Here is a 17102-nt window from a genome sequence, read left to right on the forward strand (position 1 = left end):
CTGGAATGGGAGTCGTCAGACGGCGCCGGCGGCACGTAGCTCGCCGATTCCCTGCTCGGTGTAGCCGAGTTCGCCGAGCACCTGCTCGGTGTGCTCGCCGAGCAGCGGCGAACGCTCGATCTCGACCTGCGAGTCGGACAGCTTGATCGGGTTGCCGACCGTCTTGAACGGGCCTCGCTCGGGGTGGTCGACCTCGACCACCGAACCCAGCGCGGCCAGCGTCTCGTCCTCGATCAGCTCGCGGGTGGACAGCACCGGCCCGCACGGGACGTTGCGGGCGTTGAGCTGTTCCATGACCTCCTGCTTGGTGTGCCGCTCGGTCCACTCCTCGATCAGCGCGAACGCCTTGTCGAGCTTGTGCAGGCGGGCCTGCGGAGTGTTCCAGGCCGGGTCGTCGGCCAGCTCGGGCTTGCCGATCAGCTCGCAGATCGGCTTCCACCCGACCGGCTGGATGATCACGTAGATGTAGTCGTTCGGCCCGCCCGGGGCGCAGCGCACGGCCCAGCCGGGCTGGCCGCCACCGGAGGCGTTGCCGGAGCGCGGCACCTCGTCGCCGAAGTTCTCGTTGGGGTACTCCTTCAGCGGCCCGTGGGTCAGCCGCTGCTGGTCGCGGAGCTTGACCCGGCACAGGTTGAGCACCGCGTCCTGCATGGCGACCTGTACCCGCTGGCCACGGCCGGTGTGGGTGCGCTGATACAGCGCGGCCAGGATGCCGGCGACCAGGTGGATGCCGGTTCCGGAGTCGCCGATCTGGGCACCGGTCGCGGTCGGGGGACCGTTCTCGAAGCCGGTGGTGCTCATCGCTCCGCCCATCGCCTGAGCGATGACCTCGTACGCTTTGAAGTCGGCGTAGCGACCGGGGCCGAAGCCCTTGATGGACGCATAGACCAGGCCGGGGTTGATCTCCTGCAACGTCTCCCACGGGAAGCCGAAGCGCTCGACCACACCCGGACCGAAGTTCTCCACCAGGATGTCCACACCGGACACCAGCCTGGTGAAGACCTCCTTGCCCTGCGGGTGCTTCATGTTGAGGGTGATGCTGCGCTTGTTGGAGTTCAGCATCGTGAAGTAGAGGCTGTCCACATCGGGGATGTCCCGCAGCTGGGAACGAGTGATGTCGCCCTGCCCCGGAGCCTCGAGCTTGATAACGTCCGCGCCCAGCCACGCCAGCAGCTGCGTGGACGAGGGGCCGGACTGAACATGCGTCATGTCGAGGACCCGAACGCCCTCCAGTGCCTTACCCATGAGCGAACCTCCAGTGGCTGGGGGGTCTGACCCTCCGCTAGCTTCGGGATTGCATACCGTATGGGGTAGGCAATATCGTGGCGCATGTAACAGCCAGGTGTCTAGGGGGTCGCGGAACGTTTTCCGCCGGGCCCCGGCGGATCGGCTGATCTTCCGTAAATCCCTCATTCCACTCCCGTCGCGGCGTCCGCGACCGGAGCAACCCACCGAAGGTCGAACAGAAGGGAGGCCCGGTGGATCTGTTTGAGCACCAGGCACAGGAACTCTTCGCCAAGCACGGCGTACCGGTCAGCCGCAGCCGCGTCGCCACCACCCCCGACGAGGCCTACGCGGCCGCCGCCGAGATCGGCGGGCGCGTCGTGGTCAAGGCCCAGGTGAAGACCGGTGGCCGGGGCAAGGCCGGCGGGGTCAGACTGGCCGACGGCCCGGACACCGCGCGCGAGGTGGCAGCCGCGATCCTGGGCATGGACATCAAGGGCCACACCGTGCACCGGGTGCTGGTCACCGAGGCCAGCGACATCGTCGAGGAGTACTACGTGTCGCTGCTGCTCGACCGGTCCCACCGGTCGTTCCTCGCGCTCGCGTCACGGGAGGGAGGCGTCGACATCGAGCAGGTGGCGGCCGAGAATCCGGGTGCGCTGGCCCGGCTCCCGGTGGATCCGGGCACCGGGCTCGGCTGGGAGCAGGCGCTGCGGCTGGCTGCCGACACCGGCCTGCCGGACGACGTACGCGACCTGGTCGCCACCGTCCTGGTCCGGGTGTGGAACGTGTTCCGCGCCGAGGACGCCACCCTGGTCGAGATCAACCCACTGGCCAAGCTGGCCGACGGCACCGTGCGGGCGCTGGACGGCAAGGTGACCCTGGACGACAACGCCCGTTACCGCCAGCCCGGCCACCCGCAGTACGTCGACATCAGCGCCACCGACCCGCTGGAGGTGCGGGCGGCCGAGAAGGGCCTGAACTACGTCAAACTCGACGGCTCGGTCGGTGTCATCGGCAACGGCGCCGGTCTGGTGATGAGCACCCTGGACGTGGTGGCCTACGCGGGCGAGGAGTTCGGCGGGGTGAAACCGGCGAACTTCCTCGACATCGGCGGTGGCGCCTCGGCCCAGGTGATGGCCGACGGCCTGGAGATCATCCTGAGCGACCCCGGGGTGCGCAGCGTCCTCGTCAACGTCTTCGGCGGGATCACCGCGTGCGACGCGGTCGCCGACGGCATCGTCCAGGCGATCGGGCTGCTGACCGGTCCGGGCGAGACGATCGACAAACCGGTGGTCGTCCGGCTGGACGGCAACAACGCCACGCGGGGACGCGAGATCCTCGCCGAGGCGGCGCTGCCCGGCGTGATCAGCGCGGACACGATGGACGGTGCGGCGCGGCGCGCCGCCGAACTCGCCGGCAAGGGGGCGTGACGATGGCAATCTTCCTCACCGACAAGAGCAGGGTGCTGGTCCAGGGCATCACCGGAGCCGAGGGCACCCGGCACACCCGGCGGATGGTCGCCGCCGGGACGAACATCGTCGCCGGGGTCACCCCCGGCAAGGGCGGGCAGGAGGTCGACGGCATCCCGGTTTTCAACAGCGCCGCCGAGGCGGTCAAGGCAACCGGCGCCGACACCTCGGTCGTCTTCGTGCCGCCCCGCTTCGCCAAGAACGCGGTGATCGAGGCGATCGACGCAGAGCTGAGCCTGTCGGTCGTGCTGACCGAGGGGATCCCGGTACACGACACGGCGGCGTTCTGGGCGTACGCCCAGGCCGCCGGCAACGCCACCCGGATCATCGGGCCGAACTGCCCCGGTCTGATCAGCCCCGGTCAGTCCAACGCCGGCATCATCCCCGCCGACATCACCGAGCGCGGGCGGATCGGCCTGGTCAGCAAGAGCGGAACCCTGACCTACCAGATGATGTACGAGCTGCGCGACCTCGGCTTCTCCACCTGTGTCGGCATCGGCGGCGACCCGATCATCGGCACCACCCACATCGACTGCCTGCAGGCGTTCGAGGACGACCCCGAGACCGACGCGATCGTGATGATCGGCGAGATCGGCGGTGACGCGGAGGAGCGCGCCGCGGACTACATCCGGCAGCACATCAGCAAGCCGGTGGTCGGTTACGTGGCCGGCTTCACCGCGCCCGAGGGCAAGACGATGGGGCACGCCGGAGCGATCGTCTCCGGATCGTCCGGAACCGCGGCGGCCAAGCAGGAGGCACTGGAAGCGGCCGGGGTCCGGGTCGGCCGGACGCCGTCCGAGGCCGCCGCACTGATGCGCGAGACGTTACCGGCACGCTGACCGGCGGCGCCCGGCGCCGCGCCGGCCCACCATCCCTCCGGTGGGCCGGCGCGGGCGCCGCGCCGATGTCAGCGTCGGTCCGGGCGGAGACCGCCCGCCTCCGCCCGGACCTCGCGAACGCCGCTGCCAGACCGCACGGCAAACACCGCCGGACCGCACGGCAAGCACCGCCGGACCGCACGGCAAGCACCGCCGGACCGCGGCGAGCGCTGTCGTCAGACCGCGAGGCCGGCGCTGTCCCGCCGCACGAGGCGGTGGGCGCCGGCGTACACGTTCATCGACGCGCCGCGCAGGAACCCGATGAGGGTGAGACCCGCGTCGGCGGCCAGATCGGCGGCGAGCGAGGACGGGGCGGAGACCGCGGCGAGCGCCGGGATGCCGGCCATCACCGCCTTCTGCACCAGCTCGAACGAGGCCCGCCCGCTGACCATCAGGATGGTGTCGCGCAGCGGCAGCCGGCCGTCCCGCAGCGCCCAGCCGACGACCTTGTCGACCGCGTTGTGCCGGCCGACGTCCTCGCGCAGACAGTGCAGGCGGCCGTCGGCGGAGAACAATCCCGCGGCGTGCAGGCCGCCCGTGCGCTCGAAGACCCGCTGCGCGGTGCGCAGCGTCCCGGGCATGGAGCTGACCACCGCGGGGTCCAGCCGGATCGGATCGTCGCGCACCGACCAGGCCGCTACCGTACGCACCGCGTCCAGGCTCGCCTTGCCGCAGAGCCCGCAGGACGAGGTGGTGTAGAAGTTGCGTTCCAGCGACGGGTCCGGTGGCGCCACCCCGGCGGCCAGGACCACGTCGACCACGTTGTAGGTGTTGACCCCGTCCGCGGTGGCGCCCGCGCAGTAGCGGATGCCGGCGATCTCCGGCGCCCGGCGCACCACACCCTCGCTGACCAGGAACCCGGCGACCAGGTCGAAGTCGTCGCCGGGCGTGCGCATCGTCACCACCAGGGATCTCCCGTTGACCCGGATCTCCAGCGGTTCCTCCGCGGCGAGCGTGTCGACCGGCTCCGCGGCCACCCCGTCGACCATCCGCACCACGCGGCGCCGGCTCGTCACGCGTCCCATCTCGCCACCACCCTCCTGATCAGATCCGGCCCACCGGCAGCGTCGACAGCGGCCGCAGGGCCAGGCCGGGCTGGCGCATCCAGCGGGTCAGCACCGCGCCGAGCAGGCCGAGACAGCCGGCGACCACGAACGGCACGACGGAGTCCGGGGTGGTCACGACCTGCCCGGCGAGCACGATGCCGGCCACTCCCCCGACCGCCTTGCCGCTGTAGACGATCCCGTAGTTGGCCACCGTCGCGTCGTTGCCGAACCAGTCCCGGACCAGGCTGACCAGCAGCGAGTAGCCCGCCCCGGCGCCGGCGCCGGCCAGTGCGGCGAAGCACACCAGCGCGCCCGGATGATTGCCGTTCGCCGCCGCCGCGAGCAGGCCGAACTGGGCCGCCCCGCCGACCAGCAGGGACAGGCCCAGGGTGCCGCGCCGGCCGATCCGGTCGGACAGCGAACTGGTCACCGCTCGCCCGATCCCGTTGCCGGCGGCCAGCGCGCTCATCGCCGCGACCAGGACCGAGGCCGCCAGCTCCCGGGTGTGTGCCGTGCCGGCGAGGTAGGCGATGTCGAACAGTGCCATCGCCGCGGCGAGCACCACGACCACGAACATCATCGGCAGCATGCCGCTGCGCATCGCCGCCTGCGGCGGATAGGGCCGGACGGCGGGACGGTTGTGCGGGATGCTCCGGTTGAGCCGCCGGTAGATGGCCCAGTGCTGCGGGTCGATCTCGGCCGGCCACCAGTTCCTCGGCGGCTTGCGCATCAGCAGCCCGCAGGTCGCCACCACGGCGAAGACGACCACGGCGGCGGCGTCCAGCACCGCCGTCCGGTTCGCCGGGCTGAGGACGTAGCCGGCGACCACGACGAACGGGATCGCACCGTAGCCGAACGCCGCACCGACCATCGCCACCCGCCCGGCGATCCGCTCGGGAAACCACTCGGTGACGGTGGCCACGCAGGTCATGTACACCAGGCCGGCGCCGAGGCCGCCGAGCACCGAATACCCCAGCAGCACGGTGCGGATCTGGTCGCTGTGCGCCAGCGAGACCAGGGCGATCAGGCAGCAGGCCGCACCGATCAGCATGGGTACGGCCAGCCGCGTTCGCTGCCGCTGGTAGAGCCATCCTCCCAGTGGCGACCCGGCGGCCTGCGCGACGACCCACAGCCCGAGCACACCGAACGCCTGCCACACACTCCAGCCGTTCGCCTCGACGAGGGTCGGCAGGGCCGCGCCGTACCCGTACTGGAAGAGGCTGATCGCCAGCATCGCCGCACAGGGCAGCCCGGCCATCCACCCGCGCGACCGTCCCAGCAGGACCCGGTCGCTCTCACCGACCCGATAGCGACGGCCGTAGAAGTCCCCGACCTCGCGTACTGTCGTGTCGTTGCTGGAATCCGTCATCTGGCACCTCCGACCGACCATCGTATACAGTATGTAGGATGCATATTCTCCACGATGCGACGGGTTACTGTCCAGGTTCGGGCGATGACGAGGAGTGGGTATGAGCGTGCTGGACGACTGGACCGGCCGGGCGATCGACGAGCTCGGCCTCGACCCGGCGGTGCTCGACCAGCGGCTGATCCTGGACGTCGCCCGCGACGTCGCGCACGGGGTCACCCGGCCGGCCGCACCGCTCGGCACCTTCCTGCTGGGCGTGGTCGTCGGCCGGGGCGCCACCCCCGCCGAGGCCGCCGAGCAACTGACCAGACTCGCCCAGGAGTGGCCCGGGCGGGACTCCGGCCGGTGAGCGCCACCGGCTGGCACGAGGCCCGGCGATGCGCCCGCGAGGCCGGCCGCCCGCTTCCCGCGGTCGAGGTGCCGCTCAGCGAGGCGGCCGGCTCCGCGCTGTCCAAACCGCTGATCGCCCTCTCCCCGCTACCGGCCTATGACGCCGCCGCCATGGACGGGTTCGCCGTGGCCGGCCACGGCCCGTGGGAGATCGCCGGGCGGATCATGGCCGGCGACCCGGAGCCGCCCGCGCCGCTGGCCCCCGGGCACGCGGTGGAGATCGGCACCGGCGCGGTGGTGCCGGCCGGTGCCGATGCCGTGCTGCCGTACGAGCGGTCCACCCGGACGGGCGGCACGGTGACCGGTGAGATCGCTCCCGGCCGGCACATCCGGCGGCAGGGCGAGGACTGCCCGGCCGGCCAGGAGGTGCTGGCGGCCGGCACGGTGGTCAACTCAGTCGTGCTCGGGCTGGCCGCCAGCCTCGGGCACGACACGCTGACAGTGCACCGCCGTCCGCGCGCCGGGATCGTGGTCACCGGTGCCGAGCTGCGCCGCAGCGGGATCCCGGCGCCGGGGCAGGTCCGCGACGCCATCGGGCCGATGCTGCCCGGCCTGATCCGGGCGGCCGGGGCCGAGCCGGTCTGGGAGACCCGGGTCACCGACGAGCCCGCCGTCCTGGTCGACGCCCTGCGGCGCGCGGACGCCGACGTGCTGGTGGTCTGCGGTGCCACTTCGGCCGGCGCCGCCGACCACCTGCGCGGGGCCCTCGGCACCCTGTCCGCGCGCGTTCCGGTCCGCGGCGTCGCGTGCCGGCCCGGCCATCCGCAGCTGTTCGCGGTGCTGCCGGACGGCCGGTTCGTCGTCGGCCTGCCCGGTAATCCGTTCGCGGCGCTGGTCGCCGCGCTGACCCTGCTGTACCCGCTGGCCGGCCGTCTGGCCGGCCGTGCCGAACCGCCGGTGCTGACCGCCACGCTGAGCGGGCCGGTGAGCGGGCCGGTGAGCGGGCCGGTGAGCGGGCCGGTGAGCGGGCCGGTGAGCGGGCCGGTGAGCGGGCCGGTGAGCGGGCCGGTGACCCGGCACGAGCGCGATACCCGGCTGCTTCCGGTGACGCCGCACGAGCGGGACACCCGGCTGGTTCCGGTGACCCGGACCGGGTCGACGGCCGTGCCCGTGGGTCACGACCGGCCCGGCTCGCTGTGGGGCGCCGCCGGGGCGGACGCGCTCGCCGTCGTGCCGCCGGGCTGGACCGGCGGCACGACCGAGTTGCTGCCGCTACCCGGCGTGGGTGGCTGAGCGGCCGGAGAGCTGCTCGACCAGCTTCAGCAGGGCGCTGTGGTCGAGGCCGCCGTCGCCCCGCGCCTTCAGCGCGGCGATCAACTGCGCGACCGCCGACCCCAGCGGGATGACCACACCGGCTTCCCGGGCCGCCGAGGTGACGATGCCCATGTCCTTGTGGTGCAGGTCGATCCGGAAACCCGGTTCGAAGCGCCGGGCCAGCATCCCGGCCGCCTTGCGGTCCAGGATGCGACTGCCGGCCAGGCCACCGGCCAGCACCCGGACCGCCGCCTCGGTGTCCACCCCGTAGGCCTCGAGGAAGACGATCGCCTCGGCGACGAGCTCGATGGTGCCGGCCACGATGAGCTGATTGGCCGCCTTGACCGTCTGGCCGGCACCGTGCGGGCCGACGTGGACCACTGTCGCGCCGACCACCTCCAGCACCGGGCGCGCCGCCTCGAAGTCCTCGGCGCCGCCGCCGACCATGATCGAGAGACTGCCCTCGACCGCGCCGGCCTCTCCACCGCTGACCGGGGCGTCCAGTACTCGTACCCCGTGCGCCACGGCCGCCTCGGCGACGTCCCGGGACGTCTTGGGTGAGATGCTGCTGGTGTCGACGTAGAGCAGGCCCGGCCGGGCGTTGGCCAGGATGCCCTGCTCGCCGAGCGCGACCGCCTCGACGTCGGCCGAGTCGCGGACCATCGTGACGACGATGTCCGCCTTCCGCACCGCCTCCGCGATGCCGCCGGCGGCCCGGCCACCGGTCTCGGCCAGCAGGGCCACGCGAGCCGGGGTGACGTCGTATCCGATGACGTCGAACCCGGCCTTGACCAGGTTGACGGCCATCGGGCCGCCCATGATGCCCAGACCGATGAAACCCACGGTCGTCATTGTCAGCGGTTCCCTTCGTTGTGCGGATCGGGCTCAGGCGCGGCGGTCCCGGGGCAGCCAGTCGAAGCTCAGCCCGCTCGGACCGCTCGGGACGTACTCCAGGCCGACCCAGCCGCCGTAGCCGGCCTGTTCGAGCTGGCTGAGGTAGCCGTCGAGGTCGATGTCGCCGGAACCCGGTTCGTGCCGGCCCGGCGCGTCGGCGATCTGCACGTGCCCGATCCGGTCGGTGTGGTCCGCGAGGACCTTGGCGACGTCGTCGCCGTTGACGGTCAGGTGGTACAGGTCGGCGAGGAAGGCCAGGTTCCGCACCCCGCGCTCGGCCCGCACCCGGTCCAGCACGGAGACGACGTCGGCCGCGGTGCGCAACTGGTACGGATGCGGCCCGCTCACCGCCTCGACCAGCACCGCGCCACCGATCCGCGCCATCGCCGTCGCCGCGAAGGCCAGGTTCGCCACCGCCGTCTCGTCCTGCACATCCCGGGACAGGTGGGCGATCCGGTTGCCGTACAGGGCGTTGAAGGACCGGCATCCGGTGGCGGCGCCGATCGTCGCGACCAGGTCGACGTTGTCGCGGAACTCGGCCGAGCGCGCCGGCCAGGACACCACTCCCCGGTCGCCGCCGGGCATGTCGCCGGCGAAGAAGTTCAGGCCGACGAGCTGCACGCCGGCGTCGCGGACGGCCCCGACGAACGCGTCCACGTCGGACGCCGGCGGCACCGCCTCGTCGAACGGCCACCAGAACTCGACCGCCTCGAAACCGGCCGCCCGCGCCGCCGCCGGCCGCTCCAGCAGGGGTAGCTCGGTGAACAGGATCGAGCAGTTCACGTCGTAGCGGAGGTGGTGTGTGGGCACGGGCCCTCCTTCTCACATGGTTGTCAGGAGCCGGCCGGCGGCCAGGGCGAGCGGGTCCAGGGCCTCCGGCTCGGCCTCGACCCGCCGTGCCAGTTCGGCGCGCATCCGTGGATCCCAGAACGCCCGGATGTGCTCCGCGATGGCCGCCGCCGCCGCGTCCGGCGCCTGGTGCCGGAACTGGGCGGCGATGTCGTTGATCATCCGGACCTGCGGCGACATCGCTCAGCCCGCCATCGCCGGGCTCTTGAGACCGACCTGGACGGCTGTCACCTTGTACTCCGGGCAGTTGGTCGCCCAGTCGGAGTTCTCCGTGGTGACCACGTTGGCACCGGTCACCGGGTGGTGGAAGGTGGTGTAGACGACGCCGACCGGCATCCGGTCGGCGAGAACCGCGCGCAGGGTGGTGGCGCCGACCCGGCTGGTCAGGACGACCTCGTCGCCGTTGCTGATGCCACGGTCCTCGGCGTCGTGCGGATGGATCTCCAGGACGTCCTCCGGGTGCCAGGCCACGTTCGCGGTCCGCCGGGTCTGGGCGCCGACGTTGTACTGGCTGAGGATGCGGCCGGTGGTCAGGATGAGCGGGTACTTGCGGGTGCTGCGCTCACGGGTCGGCACGAACGGCGTCTGCACGAACCGGCCCCGGCCCCGGACGAAACCGTCCATGTGCATGATCGGCGTGCCCTCCGGAGCGGCGTCGTTGCAGGGCCACTGCACGCTGCCGAGCTTGTCGAGCTTGTCGAAGGAGACACCGGCGAACGTCGGCGTGAGCGCGGCGATCTCGTCCATGATCTGGCTCGGGTCGTCGTACCGCATCGGGTAGCCCATCGCCTCGGCGATCTCGGCGACGATCTGCCACTCGTGCTTGCCGGTCTTCGGCGCCATCACCGGGCGTACCCGGTTGATCCGCCGCTCGGCGTTGGTGAACGTGCCGTCCTTCTCCAGGAACGACGTGCCGGGCAGGAACACGTGGGCGAACTTGGCCGTCTCGTTGAGGAACAGGTCCTGGACCACGACCAGCTCCAGCGCGGCCAGCGCGGCGTGCACGTGCTTGATGTTCGGGTCGGACTGCGCGATGTCCTCGCCCTGCACGTAGAGCGCCCGGAAACTGCCCTCGACGGCGGCGTCGAACATGTTGGGGATCCGCAGGCCGGGCTCGGCCTGCAGGGTGCTCCCCCACATGTTCTCGAACACCCCGCGGACCACGTCGTCGGAGACGTGCCGGTAACCGGGCAGTTCGTGCGGGAAGGAACCCATGTCGCAGGAGCCCTGCACGTTGTTCTGCCCGCGCAGCGGGTTGACCCCGACGCCCTCGCGGCCGATGTTGCCGGTCGCCATGGCCAGGTTCGCCATGCCCATCACCATGGTCGAGCCCTGGCTGTGCTCGGTGACGCCGAGACCGTAGTAGATCGCGGCGTTGCCGCCGGTGGCGAAGAGGCGCGCGGCCTGCCGCACCTCCTCGGCCGGCACACCGGTCAGTTCCTCGACCGCCTCCGGGCTGTTCTCCGGCCGGGCGATGAACGCGGCCCAGTCGTCGAAGTCCTCGCAGCGCTCGTCGACGAAGGACCGGTCAACCAGCCCCTCGGTCAGCACGACGTGGGCCAGCGCGTTGACCACCGCCACATTGGTGCCGGGCGCGAGCTGCAGGTGGTGCTGCGCCTCGATGTGCGGCGACCGGACCAGGTCGATCCGGCGGGGGTCGACCACGATCAGTTTGGCGCCCTCGCGGAGCCGGCGCTTCATCCGGGACGCGAACACCGGGTGCCCGTCGGTCGGGTTGGCGCCGATCACCATGATCACGTCGGACTTGGCGACCGAGCGGAAGTCCTGGGTGCCGGCCGAGGTGCCGAAGGTCTGCTTCAGGCCGTACCCGGTCGGCGAGTGACAGACCCGGGCACAGGTGTCGACGTTGTTGTTGCCGAACGCGGCCCGGATCATCTTCTGCACCACGTAGACCTCCTCGTTGGTGGTACGCGAGGAGGTGATGCCGCCGATCGACGCGACGCCGTGCCGGGACTGGATGTCGCGCAGCCTGGCCGCCGTGTAGGCGATGGCCGTGTCCCAGTCGACCGGCTGCCACTCGTCGGTGATGGTCGGGCGGATCATCGGCGTGAGCACCCGGTCCGGGTGGGTGGCGTAACCGAAGGCGAACCGGCCCTTGACGCAGGAGTGGCCCTCGTTGGCGCCGCCGTCCTTGTAGGGCACCATCCGGACGAGCTCGGCGCCGCGCAGCTCGGCCTTGAACGAGCAGCCGACCCCGCAGTACGCGCAGGTGGTGATCACACTGCGGCTCGGCATCCCGAGCTGGATCACCGACTTCTCCTGCAGCGTCGCCGTCGGGCAGGCCTGCACGCAGGCGCCGCAGGAGACGCACTCCGAGCTCATGAAGTCGGTGCCGCCGGCCGAGACCTTCGAGCCGAACCCGCGCCCCTCGATGGTCAGCGCGAAGGTGCCCTGCACCTCGCCGCACGCCCGTACACACCGGGAGCAGGAGATGCACTTGGAGGCGTCGAAGTCGAAATACGGATTACTGGTGTCGGTCTTCTCGTCGAGGTGGTTCGCGCCGTCGTACCCGTAACGGACCTGCCGCAGACCGACTGTGCCGGACATGTCCTGCAGCTCGCAGTCGCCGTTGGCAGAACAGGTGAGGCAGTCCAGCGGGTGATCGGAGATGTACAGCTCCATCACGCCCTGCCGCAGCTTCTCCAGCTTCGGCGACTGGGTGCTCACCCGCATGCCGTCGGTGACCGGTGTCGTGCAGGAGGCCGGGGTCCCCCGCCGGCCGTCGATCTCCACGAGACAGAGCCGGCACGAGCCGAACGCTTCCAAGCTGTCGGTGGCGCAGAGTTTCGGCACGTCGATCCCGCACGATGCCGCCGCACGCATCACCGAGGTGCCCTCGGGCACGGTCACCGGCAGGCCGTCGACCTCGAGCGACACCGTCGCCGGGCCGGGCCGGGCCGGAGTGCCGAGGTCGGGTTCCTTCAGCAGGCTCATCGGTGGCCTCCTCCGTTCGGGCCGAAGTCATCGGCGAAGTGCAGCAGGGCGCTGCGTACGGGCATCGGAGTCAGTCCGCCCATCGCGCACAGCGACCCCTCGGTCATCAGCTCGCAGAGATCACCGAGCAGGGCGAGGTTCCCGTCCGGGTCCTGTCCCGCGCGGATCTTGTCGATCACTTCCACGCCGCGCACCGCGCCGACGCGGCAGGGCGTGCACTTGCCGCAGGACTCCTCGGCGCAGAACTCCATCGCGAATCGCGCCATCGCGGCCATGTCCACGGTGTCGTCGAAGACCACGACGCCGCCGTGGCCCAGCATCGCTCCGGCGGCGGCAAACGCCTCGTACTCCATCGGCACGTCCAGGCCGGTCGCCGGCAGGTAGGCCCCGAGCGGCCCGCCGACCTGCACCGCGCGGACCGGGCGGCCGCTGCGCGTGCCCCCGCCGTAGGTGTTGACCAGTTCGTGCAGCGTCATTCCGAACGCGGTCTCGAAGATGCCGCCGCGGGCGACGTTGCCGGCCAGCTGGAACACCTGGGTGCCGCGCGACCGCTCGACGCCCAGCGCCTGATACGCCGCCGCGCCGCCGGCCAGGATCGCCGGGACCGACGCCAGCGTCAGCACGTTGTTGACCACGGTCGGCTTGCCGAACAGGCCGGTGATGGCCGGGATCGGGGGTTTCGCGCGGACCATGCCGCGCTTGCCTTCCAGGCTCTCCAGCATCGCGGTCTCTTCACCGCATATGTACGCGCCCGCGCCGACCCGGACGAACAGGTCGAACCGCATCCCGGAGCCGAGGATGTCGTCGCCCAGCCAGCCCTGCCCGCGGGCCACGTCGATGGCCTCGCGCACGGTGCGTACGGCATCCGGGTACTCCGAGCGGATGTAGATGTAGCCCTCGGTCGCGCCGACCGCCCATGCCGCGATCGTCATCCCCTCGATGAGCGTGAACGGGTCGCCCTCCATGAGCATCCGGTCCGCGAACGTGCCGCTGTCACCCTCGTCGGCGTTGCAGCAGACGAACTTCAGCGCGCCCGGGGTGTCCCCGACGGTCTTCCACTTGATGCCGGCCGGGAAGCCCGCGCCACCGCGGCCGCGCAGTCCCGACTCGGTGACCTCGGCGACGACGTCGGCCCGGGGCAGGTCCAACGCCCGGCGCAGCCCGGTCAGCCCGCCATGGGCGACGTAGTCCTCGGGTGAGAGCGGATCGGTCACCCCGACCCGCGCGAAACAGAGCCGGGTCTGGTCCCGCATCCACGGCAGATCCGCCACCACACCCTGGCACAGCTCGTGGTCTGCGCCGTCGAGCATCCCCGCCGCGACGAGATCCCCGACCGCCCCGGGCTCGACCGGGCCGTATCCGATCCTGCCGCGCTCGGTGACCACCTCGACCAGCGGTTCCAGCCAGAGCATGCCGTGCGAACCGTTGCGGACGATCCGGATCGGGCGGTCGGCTGCCTCCAGGAGCTCGTCGGCGACCTCGTCGGCACCGAGGGACAACGCGGCCGAGTCCCGGGGCACATAGACCGTGACGGTCATCGGCTCGCCCCGTCCGCCAGGAGGGCGTCCAGCCGGGCCGGGGTGAGCCGGCCCCGCACCCTCTCGTCGACCTGACCGGCCGGGCCGAGCGCGCAGTTGCCCAGGCAGAACACCTGATCCAGGGTCACCGAGCCGTCCGGGGTGGTCTGACCGATCTTGATCCCCAGGACCTGCTCGGCGTGGGCGACCAGTTCCTCCGCGCCGACCGACTGGCACGCCTCGGCCCGGCAGAGTTTCAGCACGGTCGCGCCGGCCGGCTCGGACCGGAAGTCGGTGTAGAAGGTGATCACGCCGTGCACGTCGGCGCGGGAGATGTTCAGCTCGGCCGCCAGCACCGGCACGACGTCGGGGCCGACGTAGCCGAACTCGGCCTGAATGCGATGCAGGATCGGCATCAACGCGCCGCGGTCGCCGCGATGCGCCGCGACCAGCGCTCGCACCCGATCCGTTACCGAAGTGCCAGGACTGACCACGACGATCCCGCCTCCACTCCACAGCGATCGACTCAGGCCCTCACCATACTGGCTTCTGAATATCGTATGCAATGCTGCAGGAGAGAGTTCTGTAGGCCACCCGGATCGCTGAGCTGATGCTGGACGGGGCCGCACCGGGTACTACGCCGACATGCCGGCCTCGAGTGACGGCCCGGACCGCCGCTCGCCCAGGGCGACGTGCCGCACGCGTTCGGGCATGTGCAACGGGTCGCGGCTCGTCACCAGCAGCGCCGAGCCGGCCGCGGCCGGGATGAGGAGCCGCACCTGTTCGCTGCCGGCCGCGCCGTCCAGGACGATCAGCACCCGGCGCGCGGCGAGCAGCGACCGGTACCGGCCGACCCGCTCGTCGGCCCGCTCGGGCACCTCACCGGCCGGCACCCCGAGCGCCCGGAGCACGCGGGCGATCAGGTCGGTGGCGGAGACCTCCGGCCCCGCTTCGGCGAAGATCTGCCCGTCCGGGAACGCGTCCGCCAGCCGATGCCCGGCCCGCGTGACCAGGGCCGTCTTGCCGCTGCCCGGCGGACCGTGCACCACCACCGCGGCCACCCGGCCGACCGCCTTGGGTTGCGCGGCCGCCAGTACCGCCGCGAGTTCGGCCGACCGTCCGCGCAGTACCGGATCCGGTGGCAGTTCCCGGGGCACCTCCGCGCCGGCCGGCCCGCCGACCGGCCGCGGTGGCCGTGCGCGCAGGTCGAGGCGGGGCGCCCGCTCCAGCATCGCCACGTGCAATGCGGCGAGTTCGCTGCTCGGGTCGATGCCGAGCTGGGCATGCAGTACGGCCTGCGCCTGCCGGTAGGCGGCGAGCGCCGCACCGAGGTCGCCGGCCCGGTACAGGGCCAGCATCAGCTGCGCCCAGGCTCGTTCCCGCAAGGGGTGGGCGGCCAGATGTTCGCGCAGCACGGTCACCAGTTCCCCGGTGTGCCCGCGCTGCAGCCGCGCGTCGACGAGGTCCTCCAGGGTGCGCAGGCGGTCGACCTCCAACCCGGCAAGCAGCACGTCGAGGGCGGCACCGCGCGGCATCCCGTGCCCGGCGGGGCCGCGCCACAGCCGCAGAGCGTCCGCCAGGTCCGATTCGGCCGGGCCGGACTCGCCGCGAGCCAGTGCGTCGCGCCCCCGGCCGGCGAGGCGGCGGAATTCCGTGACGTCCAGCTCGTGCGGCGCCAGGTTCACCTGGTAGGCGCCGTGCCGGGAGACGATCCGGCCACCGAGCGTACGGCGCAGCTTCGCAACGTGACTGCGAATGTTCGCCACCGCGGACGCCGGCGGCGACCCCGCCCAGAGCAGCTCGGTGAGCCGGTGCAGCGTCACCGGCCGGTTGGCTTCCAGGGCCAGCGCCGCGAGCACGGCGCGCCGTCTGGCCGGTCCCGGATCTCCCGGACCGTCCTCTCCCCGTAACTCCACCGGCCCGAGTAGACGGACCTCGATGGACATCTATCTCCCCCTTGTTCGGCCCTTACGCTAGGGAGCCGGGCGGGAGAGATCAACGCGAATGGCGGTAATCGCGCAGTGAGCATTATCAACCGTTTCGGCGGCCGTTTCGAGTAACAGAAAATGGCGGCAGAACGCTGCGCTGTCACGGTCCTCCGATCGGCGGCCGGGAATGCGACGATCGGCCCGTGCGAACGACTTCTCTGACGGCTGTGCTCGCCCTGGCACTGCTGGCCACCGCCTCGTGCGGCTCGGACGATCGGAACGACTACCGGATCAGCTCGGTGGCGATGGAGCCCACCCTCGCCGTGGGCGACGTGGTGACGGCCAAGATGGTCGAACCTGGCGAGTACCAGCCGCATACCGGCGACCTGGTGGTCTTCGAGGCGCCGGACAGCTGGGGCGGCTCGGCGGGCGATCCGCCCCGGATCTACCGCGTGATCGCGGTGCCCGGCGACACCGTCAGCTGCTGCGACACGACGGGCCGGGTGCTGCACAACGGCACCGCTCTGAGCGAGCCGTACCTCGCCGACAAGGGCGAGCCGCCGCCCGCCTTCGACCTGCTCACAGTGCCGGCCGGACACGTTTTCCTGCTCGGCGACAACCGGGCCCAGGCCAACGACTCCGCACACAACGGCCCGCTGTCGCTGACCACAGTGATCGGTGTGGTCGAGAACTGACGGGTGGCTCATTTCTGAGCCACCCGTCGTCACGGCTCAGCCCGCCCGGTTCGGGCTGCTCAGCGCCTCCCGCTCGGCGGCGCTGAGCGGGTACGGCGCGTCCGGCGGGACCCAGAAGGGCAGCCGCGGCGGATCGGCCACGGTGAACGGCTTGAACTCCGGATCGGTGAGCATCCGGTGGACGAACTCAGCCGCCGGCATGTCGAACCGCAGACACGCCTCGCCCTCCTTCTGCGCGACCACCGGCCACTGCTCGGCGGGCACCGAACGGTCCGCCAACCAGTAGTAGCCGCCCTCGATGATGTCGGATCCCCACGGAATGAGCCCCCGCCCGGTGTCCGGGTCGTAGACCGCGTAGGGGGTGTACCGCTGGGCCCAGAGCTCATCCGATCTCGTCTGGCTGAGGGCCGCGGACCACATCGACAACAACGGCGTCACGCTGCCGGCATCCGGTTGCAGCAGACTCAGGTAGTCCGAGAACGCACCGTCCCCGAAGCGCGCGCTCAGCTCCTTGAAGTCAGCCGGCAGCGTGACACCCAGCTGCGCCTCCACCTGCTCCCACCCGGGGCCGTCCGGGGCGCGGCGGCTGCCGACCGCCTCCATGATTCGTTCCACCCAGTTCATCGGTGCCCCC

General features: G+C 71.6%; 16 protein-coding genes. 5 read left to right on the top strand and 11 right to left on the bottom strand.

Annotated features, from left to right (window positions below; genetic code table 11):
• Positions 1–15 precede the first annotated feature (15 nt).
• Positions 16–1245 carry a formyl-CoA transferase gene (gene frc, locus AB0M02_RS17540; RefSeq protein ID WP_364227839.1) on the bottom strand — a complete coding sequence of 410 codons (1230 nt, stop codon included), beginning with the start codon at positions 1243–1245 and terminating at the stop codon, positions 16–18.
• 233 nt (positions 1246–1478) lie between these two features.
• On the opposite strand from frc, the gene sucC reads away from it, so the two are divergent.
• A complete protein-coding gene (gene sucC, locus AB0M02_RS17545; RefSeq protein WP_364227841.1) occupies positions 1479–2657 on the top strand; it encodes an ADP-forming succinate--CoA ligase subunit beta in 1179 nt (392 codons plus the stop codon).
• A gap of 2 nt (positions 2658–2659) precedes the next feature.
• Positions 2660–3535: a succinate--CoA ligase subunit alpha gene (gene sucD / locus AB0M02_RS17550; protein WP_364227845.1), complete on the top strand. Its 876-nt coding sequence runs from the start codon at positions 2660–2662 to the stop codon at positions 3533–3535.
• Positions 3536–3750: 215 nt separating this feature from the next.
• On the opposite strand, the gene fdhD is transcribed toward sucD, so the two are convergent.
• On the bottom strand, positions 3751–4599 hold the full coding sequence (gene fdhD / locus AB0M02_RS17555) for a formate dehydrogenase accessory sulfurtransferase FdhD (RefSeq protein WP_364227847.1): 849 nt from the start codon (positions 4597–4599) through the stop codon (positions 3751–3753).
• Between the two features lie 19 nt (positions 4600–4618).
• Complete coding sequence (locus AB0M02_RS17560) at positions 4619–5989, bottom strand: MFS transporter (RefSeq protein WP_364227850.1); 1371 nt, start codon at positions 5987–5989, stop codon at positions 4619–4621.
• 100 nt (positions 5990–6089) lie between these two features.
• Here AB0M02_RS17560 and AB0M02_RS17565 point away from each other — a divergent pair, with 100 nt between their 5' ends.
• Positions 6090–6335 (top strand): DUF6457 domain-containing protein, encoded by a 246-nt coding sequence (locus AB0M02_RS17565; protein WP_364227853.1) that lies wholly within the window; start codon positions 6090–6092, stop codon positions 6333–6335.
• Positions 6332–7609, top strand: coding sequence for a molybdopterin molybdotransferase MoeA (locus tag AB0M02_RS17570; RefSeq protein WP_364227856.1), 1278 nt, complete (start codon positions 6332–6334; stop codon positions 7607–7609). The genes AB0M02_RS17565 and AB0M02_RS17570 overlap by 4 nt, the downstream gene beginning before the upstream one ends.
• Here the strand turns inward: AB0M02_RS17570 and AB0M02_RS17575 are convergent.
• The 7 genes from AB0M02_RS17575 to AB0M02_RS17605 form a co-directional block, all read right to left on the bottom strand.
• Positions 7589–8488, bottom strand: a complete 900-nt coding sequence (locus AB0M02_RS17575) for a 2-hydroxy-3-oxopropionate reductase (protein ID WP_364228280.1) — start codon at positions 8486–8488, stop codon at positions 7589–7591. The genes AB0M02_RS17570 and AB0M02_RS17575 overlap by 21 nt on opposite strands.
• 27 nt (positions 8489–8515) lie before the next feature.
• A complete protein-coding gene (locus tag AB0M02_RS17580; protein WP_364227859.1) occupies positions 8516–9334 on the bottom strand; it encodes a TIM barrel protein in 819 nt (272 codons plus the stop codon).
• Positions 9335–9346: 12 nt separating this feature from the next.
• Positions 9347–9553, bottom strand: a complete 207-nt coding sequence (locus AB0M02_RS17585; RefSeq protein WP_364227862.1) for a formate dehydrogenase subunit delta — start codon at positions 9551–9553, stop codon at positions 9347–9349.
• A 3-nt stretch (positions 9554–9556) separates the two neighbouring features.
• Positions 9557–12328, bottom strand: coding sequence for a formate dehydrogenase subunit alpha (gene fdhF / locus AB0M02_RS17590; protein WP_364227865.1), 2772 nt, complete (start codon positions 12326–12328; stop codon positions 9557–9559).
• Positions 12325–13866, bottom strand: coding sequence for an NADH-ubiquinone oxidoreductase-F iron-sulfur binding region domain-containing protein (locus AB0M02_RS17595; RefSeq protein WP_364227868.1), 1542 nt, complete (start codon positions 13864–13866; stop codon positions 12325–12327). The genes fdhF and AB0M02_RS17595 overlap by 4 nt, the downstream gene beginning before the upstream one ends.
• Complete coding sequence (locus tag AB0M02_RS17600; protein ID WP_364227871.1) at positions 13863–14306, bottom strand: formate dehydrogenase subunit gamma; 444 nt, start codon at positions 14304–14306, stop codon at positions 13863–13865. The genes AB0M02_RS17595 and AB0M02_RS17600 overlap by 4 nt, the downstream gene beginning before the upstream one ends.
• A 174-nt stretch (positions 14307–14480) precedes the next feature.
• The gene (locus AB0M02_RS17605; protein ID WP_364227873.1) at positions 14481–15791 is read right to left on the bottom strand and encodes an AfsR/SARP family transcriptional regulator; all 1311 of its coding nucleotides are present in this window, start codon (positions 15789–15791) and stop codon (positions 14481–14483) included.
• Between the two features lie 185 nt (positions 15792–15976).
• Here AB0M02_RS17605 and lepB point away from each other — a divergent pair, with 185 nt between their 5' ends.
• On the top strand, positions 15977–16468 hold the full coding sequence (gene lepB / locus AB0M02_RS17610; RefSeq protein ID WP_364227876.1) for a signal peptidase I: 492 nt from the start codon (positions 15977–15979) through the stop codon (positions 16466–16468).
• Between the two features lie 36 nt (positions 16469–16504).
• On the opposite strand, the gene AB0M02_RS17615 is transcribed toward lepB, so the two are convergent.
• Positions 16505–17092: an SMI1/KNR4 family protein gene (locus AB0M02_RS17615; protein ID WP_364227879.1), complete on the bottom strand. Its 588-nt coding sequence runs from the start codon at positions 17090–17092 to the stop codon at positions 16505–16507.
• Positions 17093–17102 lie beyond the last annotated feature (10 nt).

The organism is Actinoplanes sp. NPDC051861 (assembly GCF_040681145.1).
Lineage (GTDB): Bacteria > Actinomycetota > Actinomycetes > Mycobacteriales > Micromonosporaceae > Actinoplanes.